At 38.1% G+C, this 17,018-nt stretch carries 19 protein-coding genes; 6 read left to right on the forward strand and 13 right to left on the reverse strand.

Going from position 1 to position 17,018, the window contains the following annotated elements; translation table 11 throughout:
* The first annotated feature begins 191 nt into the window (after nucleotides 1-191).
* Nucleotides 192-1,193 carry a LysR family transcriptional regulator gene (locus tag L0668_RS10980; RefSeq protein WP_235312546.1) on the forward strand — a complete coding sequence of 334 codons (1,002 nt, stop codon included), beginning with the start codon at nucleotides 192-194 and terminating at the stop codon, nucleotides 1,191-1,193.
* 2 nt (nucleotides 1,194-1,195) lie between these two features.
* Here L0668_RS10980 and L0668_RS10985 read toward each other — a convergent pair whose 3' ends face one another.
* The 3 genes from L0668_RS10985 to L0668_RS10995 all read right to left on the reverse strand — a co-directional run bounded on the left by L0668_RS10985 (nucleotide 1,196) and on the right by L0668_RS10995 (nucleotide 3,621).
* The gene (locus tag L0668_RS10985) at nucleotides 1,196-1,522 is read right to left on the reverse strand and encodes a YunC family protein (protein WP_235312548.1); all 327 of its coding nucleotides are present in this window, start codon (nucleotides 1,520-1,522) and stop codon (nucleotides 1,196-1,198) included.
* A 525-nt stretch (nucleotides 1,523-2,047) separates the two neighbouring features.
* On the reverse strand, nucleotides 2,048-2,578 hold the full coding sequence (locus tag L0668_RS10990) for a hypothetical protein (RefSeq protein ID WP_235312550.1): 531 nt from the start codon (nucleotides 2,576-2,578) through the stop codon (nucleotides 2,048-2,050).
* Nucleotides 2,579-2,718: 140 nt separating this feature from the next.
* Complete coding sequence (locus L0668_RS10995) at nucleotides 2,719-3,621, reverse strand: LysR family transcriptional regulator (protein ID WP_235312552.1); 903 nt, start codon at nucleotides 3,619-3,621, stop codon at nucleotides 2,719-2,721.
* A 256-nt stretch (nucleotides 3,622-3,877) separates the two neighbouring features.
* Between L0668_RS10995 and L0668_RS11000 the strand changes: the two genes are divergently transcribed.
* The 5 genes from L0668_RS11000 (at nucleotide 3,878) to L0668_RS11020 (ending at nucleotide 9,201) form a co-directional block, all read left to right on the forward strand.
* Nucleotides 3,878-4,564 (forward strand): type 1 glutamine amidotransferase domain-containing protein, encoded by a 687-nt coding sequence (locus L0668_RS11000; protein ID WP_235312554.1) that lies wholly within the window; start codon nucleotides 3,878-3,880, stop codon nucleotides 4,562-4,564.
* Between the two features lie 94 nt (nucleotides 4,565-4,658).
* Complete coding sequence (locus L0668_RS11005; protein WP_235312556.1) at nucleotides 4,659-5,816, forward strand: iron-containing alcohol dehydrogenase; 1,158 nt, start codon at nucleotides 4,659-4,661, stop codon at nucleotides 5,814-5,816.
* 206 nt (nucleotides 5,817-6,022) lie between these two features.
* The gene (locus L0668_RS11010; protein ID WP_235312558.1) at nucleotides 6,023-6,388 is read left to right on the forward strand and encodes a diacylglycerol kinase; all 366 of its coding nucleotides are present in this window, start codon (nucleotides 6,023-6,025) and stop codon (nucleotides 6,386-6,388) included.
* Between the two features lie 94 nt (nucleotides 6,389-6,482).
* Nucleotides 6,483-8,462 (forward strand): LTA synthase family protein, encoded by a 1,980-nt coding sequence (locus L0668_RS11015; protein ID WP_235312560.1) that lies wholly within the window; start codon nucleotides 6,483-6,485, stop codon nucleotides 8,460-8,462.
* Nucleotides 8,463-8,592: 130 nt separating this feature from the next.
* The gene (locus L0668_RS11020) at nucleotides 8,593-9,201 is read left to right on the forward strand and encodes a sulfotransferase family 2 domain-containing protein (protein ID WP_235312562.1); all 609 of its coding nucleotides are present in this window, start codon (nucleotides 8,593-8,595) and stop codon (nucleotides 9,199-9,201) included.
* A gap of 8 nt (nucleotides 9,202-9,209) precedes the next feature.
* Here the strand turns inward: L0668_RS11020 and L0668_RS11025 are convergent, their stop codons facing one another.
* The 10 genes from L0668_RS11025 to L0668_RS11070 form a co-directional block, all read right to left on the reverse strand.
* Complete coding sequence (locus tag L0668_RS11025) at nucleotides 9,210-10,085, reverse strand: hypothetical protein (protein WP_235312564.1); 876 nt, start codon at nucleotides 10,083-10,085, stop codon at nucleotides 9,210-9,212.
* An 83-nt stretch (nucleotides 10,086-10,168) separates the two neighbouring features.
* Complete coding sequence (locus tag L0668_RS20925; protein WP_235312566.1) at nucleotides 10,169-10,657, reverse strand: GNAT family N-acetyltransferase; 489 nt, start codon at nucleotides 10,655-10,657, stop codon at nucleotides 10,169-10,171.
* 33 nt (nucleotides 10,658-10,690) lie between these two features.
* Nucleotides 10,691-11,227 carry a phage tail protein gene (locus L0668_RS11035; RefSeq protein ID WP_235312568.1) on the reverse strand — a complete coding sequence of 179 codons (537 nt, stop codon included), beginning with the start codon at nucleotides 11,225-11,227 and terminating at the stop codon, nucleotides 10,691-10,693.
* A gap of 85 nt (nucleotides 11,228-11,312) precedes the next feature.
* Nucleotides 11,313-11,849, reverse strand: a complete 537-nt coding sequence (locus L0668_RS11040) for a phage tail protein (RefSeq protein WP_235312570.1) — start codon at nucleotides 11,847-11,849, stop codon at nucleotides 11,313-11,315.
* Between the two features lie 108 nt (nucleotides 11,850-11,957).
* Nucleotides 11,958-12,392, reverse strand: coding sequence for a hypothetical protein (locus L0668_RS11045; RefSeq protein ID WP_235312572.1), 435 nt, complete (start codon nucleotides 12,390-12,392; stop codon nucleotides 11,958-11,960).
* Nucleotides 12,393-12,444: 52 nt separating this feature from the next.
* Nucleotides 12,445-13,149, reverse strand: a complete 705-nt coding sequence (locus tag L0668_RS11050) for a PEP-CTERM sorting domain-containing protein (RefSeq protein ID WP_235312575.1) — start codon at nucleotides 13,147-13,149, stop codon at nucleotides 12,445-12,447.
* A 419-nt stretch (nucleotides 13,150-13,568) separates the two neighbouring features.
* A complete protein-coding gene (locus tag L0668_RS11055) occupies nucleotides 13,569-14,132 on the reverse strand; it encodes an aspartyl/asparaginyl beta-hydroxylase domain-containing protein (protein ID WP_235312577.1) in 564 nt (187 codons plus the stop codon).
* Nucleotides 14,126-14,743: an aspartyl/asparaginyl beta-hydroxylase domain-containing protein gene (locus L0668_RS11060; RefSeq protein ID WP_235312578.1), complete on the reverse strand. Its 618-nt coding sequence runs from the start codon at nucleotides 14,741-14,743 to the stop codon at nucleotides 14,126-14,128. The genes L0668_RS11055 and L0668_RS11060 overlap by 7 nt, the downstream gene beginning before the upstream one ends.
* 87 nt (nucleotides 14,744-14,830) lie before the next feature.
* Nucleotides 14,831-15,850 (reverse strand): SAM-dependent methyltransferase, encoded by a 1,020-nt coding sequence (locus tag L0668_RS11065; protein WP_235312580.1) that lies wholly within the window; start codon nucleotides 15,848-15,850, stop codon nucleotides 14,831-14,833.
* Nucleotides 15,851-15,877: 27 nt separating this feature from the next.
* The gene (locus L0668_RS11070) at nucleotides 15,878-16,897 is read right to left on the reverse strand and encodes a phytanoyl-CoA dioxygenase family protein (RefSeq protein ID WP_235312582.1); all 1,020 of its coding nucleotides are present in this window, start codon (nucleotides 16,895-16,897) and stop codon (nucleotides 15,878-15,880) included.
* Between the last annotated feature and the right edge of the window lie 121 nt (nucleotides 16,898-17,018).

Here is a 17,018-nt window from a genome sequence, read left to right on the forward strand (position 1 = left end):
TACATTTTTTTTATAGCCCCTGTAAACACTGTCTATAAAAGCCATTTATTACTGAATAAAACTTATTCATGGCAGTAAATTTGCATAAAATTCTGAATTAAACTCATGTTTTATCGCGAGGTTAGCCATAAAAAGTTGGTCGATCTAACTAAACACGTTTCAAAACGTTAATCTCGCGAATAAGGAGGATTATGAACAGTAAACAATTGCAATATTTTTTAGCTACGGTAGAAAACGGCAGTATCACAGCAGCTGCGCGTGCAATTGATGTGGCACAGCCAGCCATTAGTTTGCAGTTGGCCAATCTAGAGCACGAACTAAAATTAAAATTATTTGAACGAGATTTTCGCGGTGTACATCTTACAGATGCGGGAAAGAAGTTCGAATATCATGCAAATATTATATTAACTCAAATTAATCAAGCTAAAGCAGACTTAGTGGGTAATGAGCACGAATGCTCGGGAAAAGTCGTTGTCGGCCTCAGCCAATCCATTTGCAACGTGCTGTCTGTAGATTTACTCACTGAACTAGAACACAGGTTCGCCAATATCGAAATAGACTTTAGAATCGGACCATCTAATGTGATTAATAATTGTTTTGCTGAAAATGAACTAGATATTATATTAGGGTATGAACTTGACGAACAATTAGAAAATGCAGCAGATACCTTAGCGTTAATCCGTGAGAACCTTTATTTGTACATTTCTCAAAAGCCACAAAATCCAGCTTACTATGAGTTAACTTTGTACGGTTCCATGCCTTTTGTTGATCTACAGCATTACGAAACCTTTGCTCCTAATAAAGAAGATGCGTTATATAAATTATTGAATAAACAGGCTAAACAGGCGGGCATTAAACTCAAAACGAAAAGTGCTTTTGGCCAATTGATGACCACCTTACATTATGTGATGCAAGGTGTCGGTTTAATCGTAGCTCCCTCTTCCTCCGCTTTTCATCTAGAAAAGCAAAATTTAGTGAGAGCTATTGATATTGTAGATCCCCCTATCCAGCGTGACGTATACTTGAGTATGGCGGAAGATAAAAAGCACAATGCCGCTGTCAAAGTGGTATATGAGTTAATTAGGGAGTTAACGGCTAATGTACATGATAATAAAGATTGGCGAGGGGAACTTTTAGATCAAAAGTACGCTCACCCTTCCAGAAATAATATTGAAGCATTGGTTGCTAGCTAAAGCTAACGAAGAATAGACAGCGCTTCTTTACCGCTCATACCTAATTTAACCCCTAGTTTTTCAGCCTGTTTTGACACTGCCACTACAGGTTTAGCTAACATTTCATCATGATTGTTTACGCCAGAGACTATGGCACAGGCCTCGTCGGTTTTATCACAGGTAGTAACGTTTACGTAACCACAGGCAAGGATGCCTTTCTCGCCCTGGATAGTTAACAATGGCAATTTCAAGTCAATCCGTGCTTTTTCTAATTCACCCCAATCAAAAGACTCAGCATGAATATTAGTTACCGTTAAAAAACCTAACATGACTGCTACAATTTTTTTCATTTGCTACCTTTTTAGTTATTAATAGCCTAGCCACAATAGCTAGCCAACCATTAAAGCTCGTGCAGTATTAATGCCATAATAATAAAACAGCTGACTTATACCATTTCACCTTGATATGTGATCACTCAGAATGCGTCCAGCGGATTTTGATTAAGGCGTCGCTATGCAGTAATGGTTGTTCCCTTTCAAATAGCGAGAACCAGCTCTTTTTAAAAAGATAGGCGCAAAACCCGCTGGGGCATTCCTTTCAGGCGAGTTTTAAAAGGGCTTACTCTATGTTGCTTGACTTCGAAAGAGAACTAGGTGATTTTAATAAAAAGCTATCAGTCATGCGCCTTGATTAAGACATTTTAAACTCTCGCTGAGTGACTACATATTAAGATGGAATGGTATTAGGGGGGATAGATAAAAACAAACATAATCGCCAGCTATAGTTGCACAAAACTAGGTCACACTTGTTCCGTTTGAAAGCGCACCTAGTATCCATCGACAACTAACTGGTGCATAGTAAATAAAAACCCGTAATCAGAGGCAATCCTCTGGAAACAGCTTAATGATACCACTCTTACCATTCCAATCACCTACAATCCAAATTTGCTCAAAAGGGTGATTAGCAGGAACAGATATATGCCCTTTTAAAGCTTGTATTTGTTGTTTTCCCCAAGCTGGATGAGTATTTCGGATGATCAACCAAACCCGTTTGCTATTATAAGTTTTAAAGGATTTATTAAACAAAATTCGATTTAATGCTGTTAATAAACGTTCATTCGGCTGAGTGTTGTTGACTAATTCTTGTAGTTCTAGACGGGTATTGTCACTTAACTCTCGCTTTAATTTTTGCATCGCTTCTTGCTCACTGCCATACAAATGAGCCACTTCCAAATCTAATCTGCCTCCTTCAAAACGACAAGACACATCAGGTTTTGAAGGTTGATTATGCCAAAGGTGACGCATTGGATTACCCGTTTCAGATTCATACCAACGCATGAAAAGTTTCGCTGCTTGATGCTCCAATTCAACTTTTTCAACTTCACTTTTTTTGGACTCAGTCACCATAAATATCTCAATTTAATTGAAGGTAATTTATCAACCAAGATTACTATTTCATAACCTACTGTGTTTAGTTTACTACAACAAATTTTAAATACGCCAATTGACCACACCTTTACCTTCAACAGCTTTTCTAACCAACTACTTTAATTATTTATCTGGCCTTTAAAATATTCTTTCAAGTAGGTCAATATTAACCTGAGCTTTTTAGCATTGGCCGTACCCGGCGGGAAGACCGCATACACATCAATGTCGTTTAAAGTGTAATCGTCAAGGACGGTTTCTAGAGTACCTGCTTGTATTTTTGGCCACGCATCATATTTAGGAATACGTGCCAAGCCATGGCCTGCTTCAACAAACGCGGTGCGGGCTGCAGCATTATTGGTACTTATACTACCTTTTGTTTGAATACTAAAAGAGCGAGTACCTTTGTGTAGTTTTAATACACCAGAAGTAAGCTTATAAATCACCCACTGGTGAGTACTTAAATCTGCTGGCTGAGTAGGTTTACCATATTTTTGAAAATACTCAGGGGCTGCACAAAGACAAGTCTTTAACGTGGCTAATTTAGTGGCTTGTAAACCAGAATCAGCCAGTGGTGCGCCGCGAATAGCTAAATCTATGCCCTCCTTCATGATGTTTACTACCTCGTCAGTCAACATCAAATCTAACTCAATTTTAGGATAAATCTTCTTAAATTGATTCAGAGCCGGCACCACATTTTGCAGTCCTACATTCACCGGACAGGTTATTTTAAGTAGTCCTTCAGGCTCCGTCTTTAAATTTTCAATTTGTAGATTAGCAGCATTGGCTTGTTCAGCAATGACCCGGCAACGTTGGTAATAGGCTTGCCCAGCCTCGGTTAAACTAATAGATCGAGTCGAACGATTGAGTAGTTTAACCTCTAACTGAGTTTCAAGTTTTTTTAGATGATAACTTACCACAGCTCTCGATAAGCCCAGTTGTTTTGCAGCAGCGCTTAAGCTGCCTTGCTCAATTACTTGGGCAAATACCACCATACTTTTTAACTGCTCAAACGAAAGACTCAAACGCGCCCCCCCTTATTTAAAATTAAGTCCAACAAAATTTAAAATTAAGTCCAACAAAGATAAGTCTTGATAGCACCAATAAAGCAATTGTATCAATTTTTGATACAATGTTATCAACTTTCACTGCATTGTTTTATTTCTCTCTAACCATATACTTAGTTCATGGCAAGTAACACTGCTTAACTGCTTATTAGTAAAGACCAATAAAGGCCACTTTATTAATACCTATTAACGAATTGAAATAACGGAGAAAGAAATGGCTAAGAAAATATTAATGGTACTGACTTCACATGATCAACTAGGTAACACAGGCCAAAAAACCGGCTTTTGGGTAGAAGAGTTCGCGGCACCCTATTACACTTTTATCGATGCGGGTATAGAAGTAACCTTAGCCACCCCTAAAGGTGGCAAAGCGCCTATTGACCCAACTAGCACATTAGATGATTTTCAAACTTCAGCCACCGAACGCTTTAATAATGATGATGTAGCAAAAGCTAAAATTGCTAACACTGAAGTGTTATCGTCGCTAAAGCAGGATGATTTTGATGGGGTGTTTTATCCAGGCGGTCATGGCCCTTTGTGGGATCTTACCAACAATCAAGACTCAATTAGTTTGATTGAAAGCTTTCTTGCCGCCAACAAAGCGGTAGCAACTGTGTGTCACGCAAGTGCAGCCTTATTAAACGTAAAATTGAATTCTGGTGAGTATGCGGTTCAAGGCAAAGCGGTAACGGGCTTTACCAATAGTGAAGAAGAAGCTGTGCAATTAACCGAAGTGGTACCTTTTTTACTAGAAGACGAGTTAATTAAGCGAGGAGCCGATTATCAAAAAGCCCCAGACTGGCAAGCTTTTGCAGTAAAAGATGGCTTAATCATTAGCGGCCAAAACCCAGCTAGCTCAGCACTAGCAGCTGAAAAATTATTAACTCACATTTCGGCTTAGGTTAGTTCTTCAAGCCAAATTTACAGATTACACATAGCCGGATGATAGAAATACCGGCTACATAAATACAAGTTACTAGGATATACCAACAAATATGTTAAATTTTAATTTTCAAAACCCTACTCACATTCATTTTGGTGAAGGACAAATTTCAGTACTAGCCAAAGAAGTGCCAGCAGATGCACGAGTGTTAGTAGTGTATGGCGGTGGTTCAATCAAATCAAATGGGGTGTTTCAGCAAGTGTCTGACGCCCTTAAAAATCACACTTGGTTTGAATTTTCAGGCATAGAGCCCAACCCTACTTACGATACCCTAATGAAAGCTCAAGAGATTATTCAAGCGGAAAAAATCGACTACTTGATTGCCGTAGGTGGTGGTTCTGTGGTGGATGGCGCTAAATTTATTGCCGCCGCAGCTAAATATGAAGGTGACGATCCTTGGGATATTATTGTTAAACAACAACCGGTTAAGCAAGCATTACCCATTGCCGCGGTTTTAACTTTGCCCGCTACCGGATCAGAAAGTAACGGTAACTCGGTTGTCACCCGTAATGGCAGTAAAATCCCTTTCTCTAGCCCATTAGTGCGCCCACTTTTGGCGGTGCTAGATCCAAGTGTGACTTTGTCGTTATCTGAACGTCAAATCAGTAACGGCGTAGTCGATGCCTTTGTACATATCATCGAACAGTATTTAACCTATAACGTGAATGGCAAAGTGCAAGACCGTTTTAGTGAAGGTTTATTACAAACCTTGATCGAAGAAGGGCCAAAGGCCTTAGATCCAGCCAGCAAAGACGACTTAGAAATTCGGGCCAATATTATGTGGTCGGCGACTATGGCCTTAAACGGTTTGATTGGTGCAGGTGTGCCACAAGATTGGTCTACACATATGATTGGCCACGAACTTACCGGTGCCTTTGGAGTAGATCATGCCCGCAGCTTATCAATTGTATTACCAGCCTTGATGCAAGTACGACGTGAACAAAAACGTGAAAAGTTACTACAATATGCTGAGCGTGTTTGGCACATTAATGAAGGTGATGACAACACTAGAATTGATAAAGCCATTCAATGCACTATTGAGTTTTTCAAGAAAATGCAGGTTCCTACTAGCCTATCTGATGCCGATATCAGCAGCAAAGATATTGATTTATTAGTAGGGCGTTTAGAACAACACGGTATGACGGCTTTAGGTGAACATAATGACATCTCGCTAGAAGTGAGCCGAGAAATATTACTCAAGGCGCTGTAATCACTTATTCACGAATAAATGAGCCAAGACTAAACTTCTATTAAGTCAGTGATGTTAATTAATAAGGCCATAATATAGCTAGGTTTTTCGCTTGAACTTGATACGCAATTTAGTGAACTACCTAGCCTCAAACGCTAATCATTTATTCCTATGTTATATTTGAGAGTTGAGTAACAAAGCTACTTAAGCTTGGAGATGATTGACTAGTGTTTGACAATACAAATAAGCCAACTGGCATTAAAAGAATACATTTAGCCACCTTAAATTCATTTAGAGCATTTAAATGGCTGTATAAAAATGAATCTGCTTTTAAGCAGGAGTTATGGTTGCTGCTAATAGCCATCCCAATTTCGTTTTTATTTAACATAAGTGCCAATGAGCAAATCGTCTTAATCTTAGCTATTTTGTTTATTTTGTTCACTGAAATCATTAATACAGCCATAGAAGTAATAGTTGACCGTATTGGTTTGGATATTCATCCACTATCCGGCTTAGCAAAAGACTTGGGGTCAGCCGCTGTTTTTATAGGACTGATAGTCGCCGCGAGTATTTGGCTCATCATATTAATTTAACTTCATACTCTGGCTTTATTTGAGTTTAAATTAAGTAAACCTTAAGTTTCATTTTATAGGCTTGGCATCGTAATCAATTAAAAAGTTGTATTTGATGTTTAGCTCTATAATTTTTGTTTTACGGCCATTTGTGCTGTTTGCTATATTTTTGTTATTAACCCTGAGTATATCTAGATATGGATTAGCCATATGGAATATCGATCGCTTTCATGACATCAAGAGTTTGCTTGCGTTATCACTTAATGGATTAAGAATTGACCTCAGTCTTTTAGGTTACTTATTAATTCTGCCCGCTCTGCTCCACCCTTGGTTAATAGCTAGCAAGTTACAAGTGTTATGGCTAAAAGCCTTAAAAATTTGGTTTTTTGTGGTTTTGGTTAGCGTGTTATTTTTTGAATTAGCCACTCCAGCATTTATTATTGAGTATGGCTTTAGACCCAACAGGTTATTTATAGAATACCTAGCCTATCCTGATGAGGTCATGAAGATGTTATTCAACGGCCATTTAGCCACTATAACAATCGTTTTCTCATCATTAATCATCTTAAGTCTTGGTATATGGCGAACCCTAGATAAGTTAGTGCTCACCTGTAAAAATAAGCTTCAACTAAATATACCTTCGAGTCTAGTCTCATTTTTGGCTTTAATTTTAGTACTATTTTTATGTGCTAGAGGAACAGTTGGACACAGGCCAATTAACCCTTCGTTAGTGTATTTTTCTACCGATCCTTTGATTAATTCATTAACCCTAAATTCACTCTACTGTGTGGCCCATGCTTATAAACAATTTGGTGACGAAAAAAATGCCTCTAAGTTATATGGCAAAATGGAAAACCAGCAAATCATCAAGCTAGTCCAGCAAGAAACCTTGTTAGAGCCAGTAAAATTTATAAGTTCGTCGCAGCCTTCTCTAGCAATACGTAAACCACTTTATCAAGGCAAACCTAAAAACTTAGTCATCATTCTTGAAGAAAGTTTGGGGGCACAATATGTGTCCTCACTAGGTGGTTTAGCCATCACTCCCGAAATTGATAAATTAAACGCACAGGGCTGGGCATTTAATCATTTATATGCCACAGGCACACGTTCAGTAAGGGGTATTGAGGCAGTAATAACAGGTTTTACCCCCACTCCTTCCCGAGCAGTGGTGAAGCTAGACAAGTCACAACAGAACTTTTTCACTATTGCCAGTTTGCTTAAAAACAATAATTACACTACCCAATTTATTTACGGGGGCGAAAGTCACTTTGATAATATGAAGAGCTTTTTCTTAGGCAATGGTTTTACCGATATAGTCGATTTCAAAGATATTCTAGATCCTAAATTTGTCGCTTCTTGGGGCGCCAGCGATGAAGATTTATTTAACCAAGCTAATATTGAATTAAACAAATTACATCAATCAAACAAACCGTTTTTTAGTTTTATTTTTACGTCTAGTAACCATGATCCCTTTGAAATTCCTGACGGTGTTGTCACCCCAATCAAATACACAGAACAACAATTAGCCACTTACGACTCAAAAGAATTGCTACGCCATAAAGCAATTCAGTATGCCGACTATGCGTTAGGAAAATTTATCAATAAAGCAAAAATACAAGATTATTGGCAAGACACTATATTTTTAGTGGTTGCCGATCACGATGCTAGAGCCATGGGTAATGCCCTAGTGCCTATTAACAATTTTCATATACCTGGTGTGATCCTAAATTCTGGAATAGAGACTAAAGTTGAAAACAGAGTAGTCAGCCAAATTGATTTGGCCCCTACCTTATTATCACTCATGGGAGTCACCAACCAGTCACCAATGTTAGGTCATGACTTAAACGATCCTAATGCTTCTGGGCGAGCAATGATGCAATACGCAGACAACTTTGCCTATATGCAAGGCCAAGAAGTCACTATTTTACAGCCACAAAAACCTGCACTTAACTTTCAATACGACCACATATCAAAAGTGTTAAAGCCAATAAGTTTAAATTTAAATTTATCAAACATCGCCCTAGCCCACGTTTTGTGGGGAAGTTTGGCTTATGAAAATGAATGGTTTAAAGCTGCTGAAGCGAAAAGAAAATAATGACCAAGCAATCCGGAATAGACTCTTATTTAAGAGTTTAAACGGCACTATATCCAGCGTAAATAGTAGTTTATTGGGGTATAATTCTAATAAAATAGTCTACTTTAGAATACCTAATGAGAGTGATTAATTGATTTATTCTGCTAAAGGAAAGTTTCTGTTTGTACACATTAGTCGTTGTGCAGGAACTTTAATCAGTAATAATTTATATCAACACTTTTCAGACAGCAAACAAATTGGTATTCAACATTCTCCTTGTGCGACGGCTTTACCAATACTGAAGTCTGAGTTTGACCAAGTTTATAAGTTTTGTGTAGTCAGAAATCCATGGGAGCGATTAGTATCTTGGTTCGAATTAGTGTCTTCCACTCCCTCCTCTGGAATTAATAATAGCAACCACAACACCCTCAATTTTACGCAATTTATCAATCACTGGTTGAATGAAACTATGGATATACAAGGAACAACCAAACCTACCCAGAGTCAATTTGCAATGATTACGGACTTTGATAATAAAGTCCTAGTTGATCATGTCTGTCGGTTTGAAAATCTGAATGATGAACTAAGTAAAATGGGGGAACGACTCAATATTGAGTTTCAACTTAATCAAAAAATAAATGCGAGTTCTAAGTTGCACTATAGCTTGTATTACAACAATGAAACTAAAGCAAAAGTTGAGGAGGTCTGTCATCAAGACATAACACATTTTGGTTTCAAGTTTGACGACTGTCGAGACTAATTAACTGACTACTGAGCCAAAACATCTAACCCAATATAAGCCGGCTCGAATTGTAGTAATTCCATGACCTTGTCAAAAATTTCTTGGTTAGAATTAGAATATAAAATACCAATTAAATCGTGAGAGAAAAATTCAACGTTAAGACCTAAAGTTTGAATTTGTTGTAATGCAAAAGCCTGAATTTCCGGCTCAATATCATGCAAAGCCTTTTTAATCCATCGATTTGGGTGTTCGCCATCAAAGGTTAAACCTACCTTAATAGCTGCTAGCCGTACCGAGCTGGCACTGTCTTTAGAGGCGACCCAATCTAATACCTCATAGTACTCAGTATCGCTAGTCCACAACAATCTATTTATAGCAAGTTCTCTTTGCTCGTCACTACCTATCCGCAATTCAGTTATTAAGCCTCTTGTTTGCTCGTTTTCAAGCACACGAAACCCATTATTAAATTCGCTAAATGCAGTCTGTTTCTCGCTCCCTCCTAGAACACTTATCATTGGAATGAGTTGGTTATTATCCTGTATTAAATTCAGTTTGAGTGATGAAAGTAATGCAGGGTCGACATCTGCCAATAAAGCAATAGCCTGTTCTTTTAGGGATAACTCGTTATTACTGTAAATTATATTCAATAATAGAGGTATTGATTCATGTCCGAAGTCTGGTAAATATGACACAGCTTGCCATTTGTCATTTTGGCTTCCTGTATAAATCCATGACTCTAGTTGAGATAAGGTTATTTCCGAAGGTTCTGGGATCAAGGTTTCACTACCAACAATTTGTGAGCTTGGGATTATCACCTTAACATTATTATTGGGAACAATATGTTGGACTGCTTGTATATGCTCTTTTACAAGAATATTATCAGCCTGAGCAGAGAGATTCACTTCTATTTTTTCAAATTTGAACGGTTTAAGCCAGACCTGAACCACACATAGAACAGCTATTAGCAATACAAAGTACTTCACTACTAATCAACAAGCTTAGGCAAATAAAGACACATTCTATAATGAGTGTCATTTGAATCAACCATTTCAAAACCCATCTTTTTATATAGCCAAATGGCATTATTATTTAGGGTGACTGTCAGTGTAATCGGTTTTTTATTGAAATCAGCTAGCTGCATACAGTGGCGTATTAACTCAGTTGCAATTCCTTGTCTTTGATATTCAGGTAACACAGCTATATCAACTAAAACAAGCTCATCTCTTGACACAGACCACATTACATAGCCACAAGAGTCCCCATTTAAATATGCTACCCCTTGATTGAGATCCATAAACTTTGCCTGATACTGAGCTATTTTTGCAGAAAATTGTAATTGCATCAGCTCAATAACATCTCCTTCGTAGAACAGCCCTAACGATCTTGCGTTTGTCTCACACCAAACATCTTTAATGATTGGCTGACAGCTCAACCAATCATCAGAAAAAACCAACTTAGTTAAAACTCTACTCACAATAAAAGTCTGCGATTTCGTACCTACACTACATTAATTGCGAGATGGATAGGTACCAACCAGCGCAATTATATAGTTTACTACCTGGTAGGGTTGCATATTATTCACAGACTGACCGCCACCGGTATCTGCAAGCTCTATCGCGTCATTTTGCATTGTACCATTTGGCGCAGAATTACTATAAGTTGCAGATTGATTCCCTGCATCTGCAGACCAAACATTACCAGCAGCAGTATTCGCATTTCCGGCACCGGCAACACAGTTAATAACCGCCGCATGAGTATGTGATGGTAAATTATTTGCATTAAGCGTATTCGTCTCTGAACCGCCTTTACTCCCTAAAGATTTAGGTGACAAACCTGCACCTTGGCCTTCATGAATAGGAACCCTTCCTCTTAGATCAGGCAGACCAAAAGTACTCCTACCATCCCCGCCATATGTGGTACCAAGCAATGAAAATAAGGCTGAATTACCACTAATAGCTAACAACTGTCCATCACATAACGCCCATCCGCGAGGTGCGAAGTTTCCGCCAAACATTGTGATTTCACCTATAAATGGATCCGACATTTTAATCTCCTTTCTTCAATTATCTATTGTGAACTATTTTGATGTTCGTAAACTTTCAAGTTTTGATTTCATAATGAGCATTACATTAATTTCGAGAAGGAAATAACCCAACCAAGGCAATAATATAACTCACTGTCTGATAAGGCTGCATGTTATTGACCGCCTGACTACCTCCAGTATTTGCTACAGTTACTGCACCACTTGCCATAGTTCCGTTAGCTGGGGCATTACTATAGGTGGCAGATTGATTTCCTGCATCTGCAGACCACACATTGCCTGCTGCAGTGTTTGCATTACCTGCACCACTAAGGCATTTAGTCTCAACATTATGACTATGAGCGGGAAGATTAGCTGTCGAAAGTGTATTCGTTTCTGTCCCCGATTTTTGCCCAAGAGGGCGATTGGTCAAGCCGGGTCCATTTCCAGCATGCACCGCAGCACGCCCACGTAAATCAGGTAAGGCAAACGTTGTTCTTCCATCTCCCCCATAAGTTGTACCTAGAATTGAAAATAGTGCAGTATTTTGTGCGATTGGTAATAAAGTTCCATCACAAAAAGCCCAGCCACGAGGAGCAAAGTTGCCACCAAAAATTTGAATTTGAGCAATAAAAGGTTCAGACATAATTTTTCCTTAAAATGATTACCTGTATAGCCTAAAAGCCCCACCTTCGATTAAGACTATCTATCGAGTTATCTACAGACTTTGACTAATTAAGTGTTAATAAACTTGTTAAACAGATTTGATACGGGAAAACACAGCAAAATATTTACTTTCAACACTGTCAGCCTGGTTTCCGATTACGCTAATAGGAAACTCTACAAAGTCAGTATCAGAATTTAATTGAGCTTGATAAACACCATTTAAATCAATGGAATTATCATTAGCCTCAAGCGATAAACTAAACTGCTCTAGACGATAATCACTATTCATATCGTGCACATCGACAATTTTTACTTTTATGTTAGTTTCGTTATTTCGCAAGTAGAGGGTATCCCCTTTGTACTTGTCCATACGCTTGAATGAAAGATTGTCTAAAGCCTGATTACACTGTTCATGCTCAGTGTTACTTATCCAAGTATTTGTACTACTGATACTACTAGATATTGCTGAGTGGGATACTGCCGAACAGATCCCTGTTACTATAAAACCTCTACGTGAGAGCATAACTTTCTCCTAGTTTTAGCATCCCCTGTCGAATAGCAAGGGAACAGGTGTGTTAGCGAATTGTTTTCTTAGTGAATATAAAGCCAAGACCTGCCAATAAAAGTATTAACGCGCTAGGCTCAGGCACTGGATTAGGATCAGGTGGAGGTAAAGTTGAATTTTGGGTGGTAATACTCAAGGTAGAGAATATTAATTTAGCGCCGTTAAAATTATCTATTTGATTAGGAAAGGTTGGTAATAAACCTGGACTTTCAACAGGCCCTGCCAAGGATAATGCAGCTGATAATGAACCATCCACCAATTGCGCAAAAAAACCTGCTCCTAAGCTAAATGAATAAACATTATATTCACTGTTAGCGCCACCAGCACCTTCGAATAATCCATCTAGAGTCGCTGCATAATCTTGACTATCTAAACTAAATGCACCTAATTGGCTACCCGCACTTGCAGAGTCATGATCATATATGCCAATAGTAAACTCTGCAGAAAGGATGGTATCTGTAATAGCCCCAAAAGAGTGAGTCCAAGAAGAGTCATAATTATCAATTGGATCTGAACCGTCATTATTGACATCGTATATCATAGGTGTAGGTAAGCCTAATAAATCGGAAATACCTAAACTTTGTCCGTCAACAAATCCAGATGCTGACGGATCACTACCTAAGGTACTTGTGATTAATGCTGCATGGGATGTGGATGTAAAGAGAGCAAGCGCAACTAAAGCTGCACTAAAATGATTGATAAACTTATTTTTCATACTTATTTTCCTTGTACAACTATTACGACAATGAGCGTGAAGTGAAACTTCAACTCTAGCTCAGCTAATTAACAGCTGATTGGATAAAAAGTAAGCATCAACTATACCGCCATCATATATTCGCCTATATTTTAATCATCTAAAAAAATAATTTTTAGAGCTTTAATTGTATCCTTATGATTTATATTAGTTTTATTTTATATAGCACTAAGCAAACTCTTGCCGTTATATCTAATTTTTCCGTTGTTCACTTGCTTCCTTTGCTATTCTTTTATCCTTGTGTAAATTTTTTAAACATATCTGAAGCCGTATCAAACCAAAATAAAGACTAAAAAGTATTAAACTAGGCTGCTTGGCGTTTGTTTCATTAGGGGGGGCAATATAAAGGAAGGTGTAAAAAAGGCTGACAATTAGTCGTTTTAATTCCCTAATAAAGAATCAAGCCATGCATTCATAGTGACATCTATAACTAGGTGCACTCTGTCGATATCACTTCGATTAACAACTGAATGGGGATCGCTTAAGCGCAAATACCAACATTCTCCAAGCTTAAAAGGAACCACTTCATCGTTTAATAAAAAAGTGACCTTTTCATGAGTAATAATTGGAATATGTAATCTAGCCGTACCCATGTCGGCATTTAAATCGAGATCTGTGTGAGTTTTAATCTCTGAACCTGCACTTAACTTCATTAACCGTACTGCTAAGAGAGGACACTTAAAGCTTTTTAATACTTCAGGTAAGTAAGCTAGCGAATGTAAAAATGGGGTATCACTGAATTCTTTACAACTAGGATCTGAATAACTCATTAATATGGGATGTGAGGCATTTTCTGGCCCACGTAACGGGATAATGGACCATTCACCAGAATAATTTTGAGTGACAAAATGTTTTACCCAATCAATATTTTCAAGCAACTCTAAATCAGCCTGCATTTTTTCAGTATCAAAAATAAGCGGTAACTTTAATCTGTCTATTAACATTTATTACCCTTGTTATAGAATCCTTCACGCATTTTATCTAAAAGCCATTCGTTTGGTTGTAAATCAATAGTCATATTAATTCTGTCTAATTGACCATAATGCTCGATACTATGAGGATCCGACAATCTCAAATACCAGCATTCTCCAGGCCGCATCGCTACAACCTCATGGTTTAGATAAAATTTGGCACTAGCTTCTGACTGGATAGGAATAGTCAGGCGAATCACTGACCTCTCAATATGTATAGCTAACGTTGGATCAGTATGTTCAGCTACTTTACTACCCGCTTGCAATCTTAGTAACCTGACTAAAGTTACAGTGCAATGAGTTGAGAAATAGTCAATTACTCGCATAATATTAGGTGAATTAATTAGTGCTGTAGAGTTCATCCATTCACACCAAGAACCGTCGGCATAATCATCACTAGGTGGAGGGGCAGGAATAGTCGGATCAATTAAATGAGCAGGATTACGCAGTGGAATAACATCGTAATATACAAAAGGTTTAAGCTGCATATTCGACACATCTTTAAGTAATAAATCTGCATCAAAGCTGAAAGGCAACTTAATTCTGTCGCCGAATACATCCTGATGATTGGTACATTGTTTCATAATATTGTCCAGCGATCCGAAACCAGCCGCGCTTAATTTAACTCAGTATTGGGGTTAAGAAAAAGGTACTAAATGTTCCTACTACTTTCATGAGGTAACTTTAGCAACCAAAGTTGGGCATACTCCTAGTGTGTAGCTAAATTGAACATTTTCATCAACCTTAGCATTTGAGTATTCTGACAAAGGTATAGGTGTAGTAAGTCCACTGTCATAATTACTAATTTGGTGCTCTTTGAAAATAGTAACTTGAGTTTTCAACATTGGCTGAAAGCCCTGTTCAATAGGCCCTTGAATAGTGACTTTATTGCCGGTTAAGACGTTAGAGCTTGGCTGTTTTTGCCAATTCAAAATGGATGATTTAGACAAACAAAATACCTCACCCAATACCTTATGAGACAATGGTGAATCACTTTCCTGATTATGAGCCAAATCATTTTGTGTATTTATTAACGCCAATTCAATTCTAATACTTTGAGGCACCAAAGTTGCTGAGGGGGCCTGTATAACAAGGTTTCGACTCACAGTGACCTGCGGCTCTTTATGTAAACAATTTTGCATTATTTCCATAACTATGACATCAGGTTTAGCATCAGCTTGAATAACATAATTAGCCGCGTCTGTGTTAATGATATCGCAAACTGAAGAAGCTAAATTAAAATGGTTAATTACATTTTTCACACAACTTAACGAACGATTGTGAATATCTAGCAAAGTAAATTGAACCTCTGATGCTGTAAATTTTGTCATCAAAGGAACAGCTTGCGCAGCAAAAGGGCCGCAACCGACGTAAAGTACATGAATAGGTCTTGAAGAAATAACATTAAGTTTTTCTATAATGGCTGCATTTAGCCCTCTAATAAACATAATAGTTCGTATGTAATCATCGACACACATAGCCGCCATTTTTGGGGATACAGCTAGGCCATCAGATGTCAGGCTTTCTCCATCCGAAATATCATTTGCAATATCGAATGTAAATTGACTTGAGTGATTAAACAAATCGGTGAGTGCTAATACCTCTGGCCGCAGTCGATATACCGAATTATTCGGGTCGAGTAAAATGCTAGTTAATTGTTTTAGTTCTTCAATATCAGTGTCATTTATCATGTGTTACATCCTTTTAATTATCATCCATTAACCACTCATATTTTCGATACTTGGTAACATATTAAGGTACTGAACAATTCTTGGTTTATTGGCTAAGTTTGGTCGACTACCATGGGGCAAAAATGAATGCCAAATAATCAAATCGCCAGCCTTTCCAGCTACTGGAACAGAGCCTAATTTATGCAAATCTTGCTTTTGAGGATCCTGTTTAGCATCTAACGTATTTAACCAATCATTTAAGCAGTGATGAAAACCAGGAACTAATGTTAAGGCCCCTTGTTCGGCATGGGTGTCAGTAAGATATAAAATACCTTGAGTACCAAAACCCAACGGTTCATTAAAATCTAAATCCCAATGTAGATCTGGGCCTGGAAACGGATAACTCTCACTTTGAGGAGGGTGAAAACCACAACGATCTGCTGTCACCCACAAATCAGTGGTCTCCCAAAGCTGTGAAAAAGCTTTGTGAATGCGCAAGCTTTGTCGATTTTTATCTAAAACAGGGTGTTGTATCAACTCAACCATAATCCCATGGGCATTAGTATTATACCAAGTTGCCTTATCTTGAGGGTTTGCTCCTATAAAGTCCCATATGGCCTTTTCCGACTCTAAGCATGCACTTTCCGAAATTGCATCGTGTAACACTACATATCCATACTTATTCCAATGTAGCAGATCTTCTTTTGAAAACACGGAATCAGTCGATTCAATATCACTCAACCATTGCTTAACGTTATTGGGGTATTCAGTGGCCGCTACCAAAGCATTAAGTCTATTAACTATCAGTGGGCCGGGCCTACCGCAGGTTTTTATTATCCAACTCTCGAACACATCAAACTGAGGGGCATTGGTAAACAAATATTGCATAGTTTGATGCAATCCCAAACCTAGAGCACTCAGTACAACTTGGTTAATGTGCTTATCTAAATTTGACGGTAAAGTAATTCCAGCCCTTTGCATTAGGATCGAAGACCAAAGTCGCTTCAATTGCATTACACCAAGGTCACCGATATCTGTTTTCAAACAAAGTTCTAGTCTTTTTGACACATCAATTCTCCGCCGGCCAAAATCTATAAATTCGTCGTCAAACGCAAAAAGCTTTAGTGATCATTTAAATATTCACCACTACAGCAATAAACTGTAATGGTGAAAGCTAATTCTAAAACTA

The sequence above is a fragment of the Paraglaciecola algarum genome, from assembly GCF_021532655.1.
Classification (GTDB): Bacteria; Pseudomonadota; Gammaproteobacteria; order Enterobacterales; family Alteromonadaceae; genus Paraglaciecola; species Paraglaciecola algarum.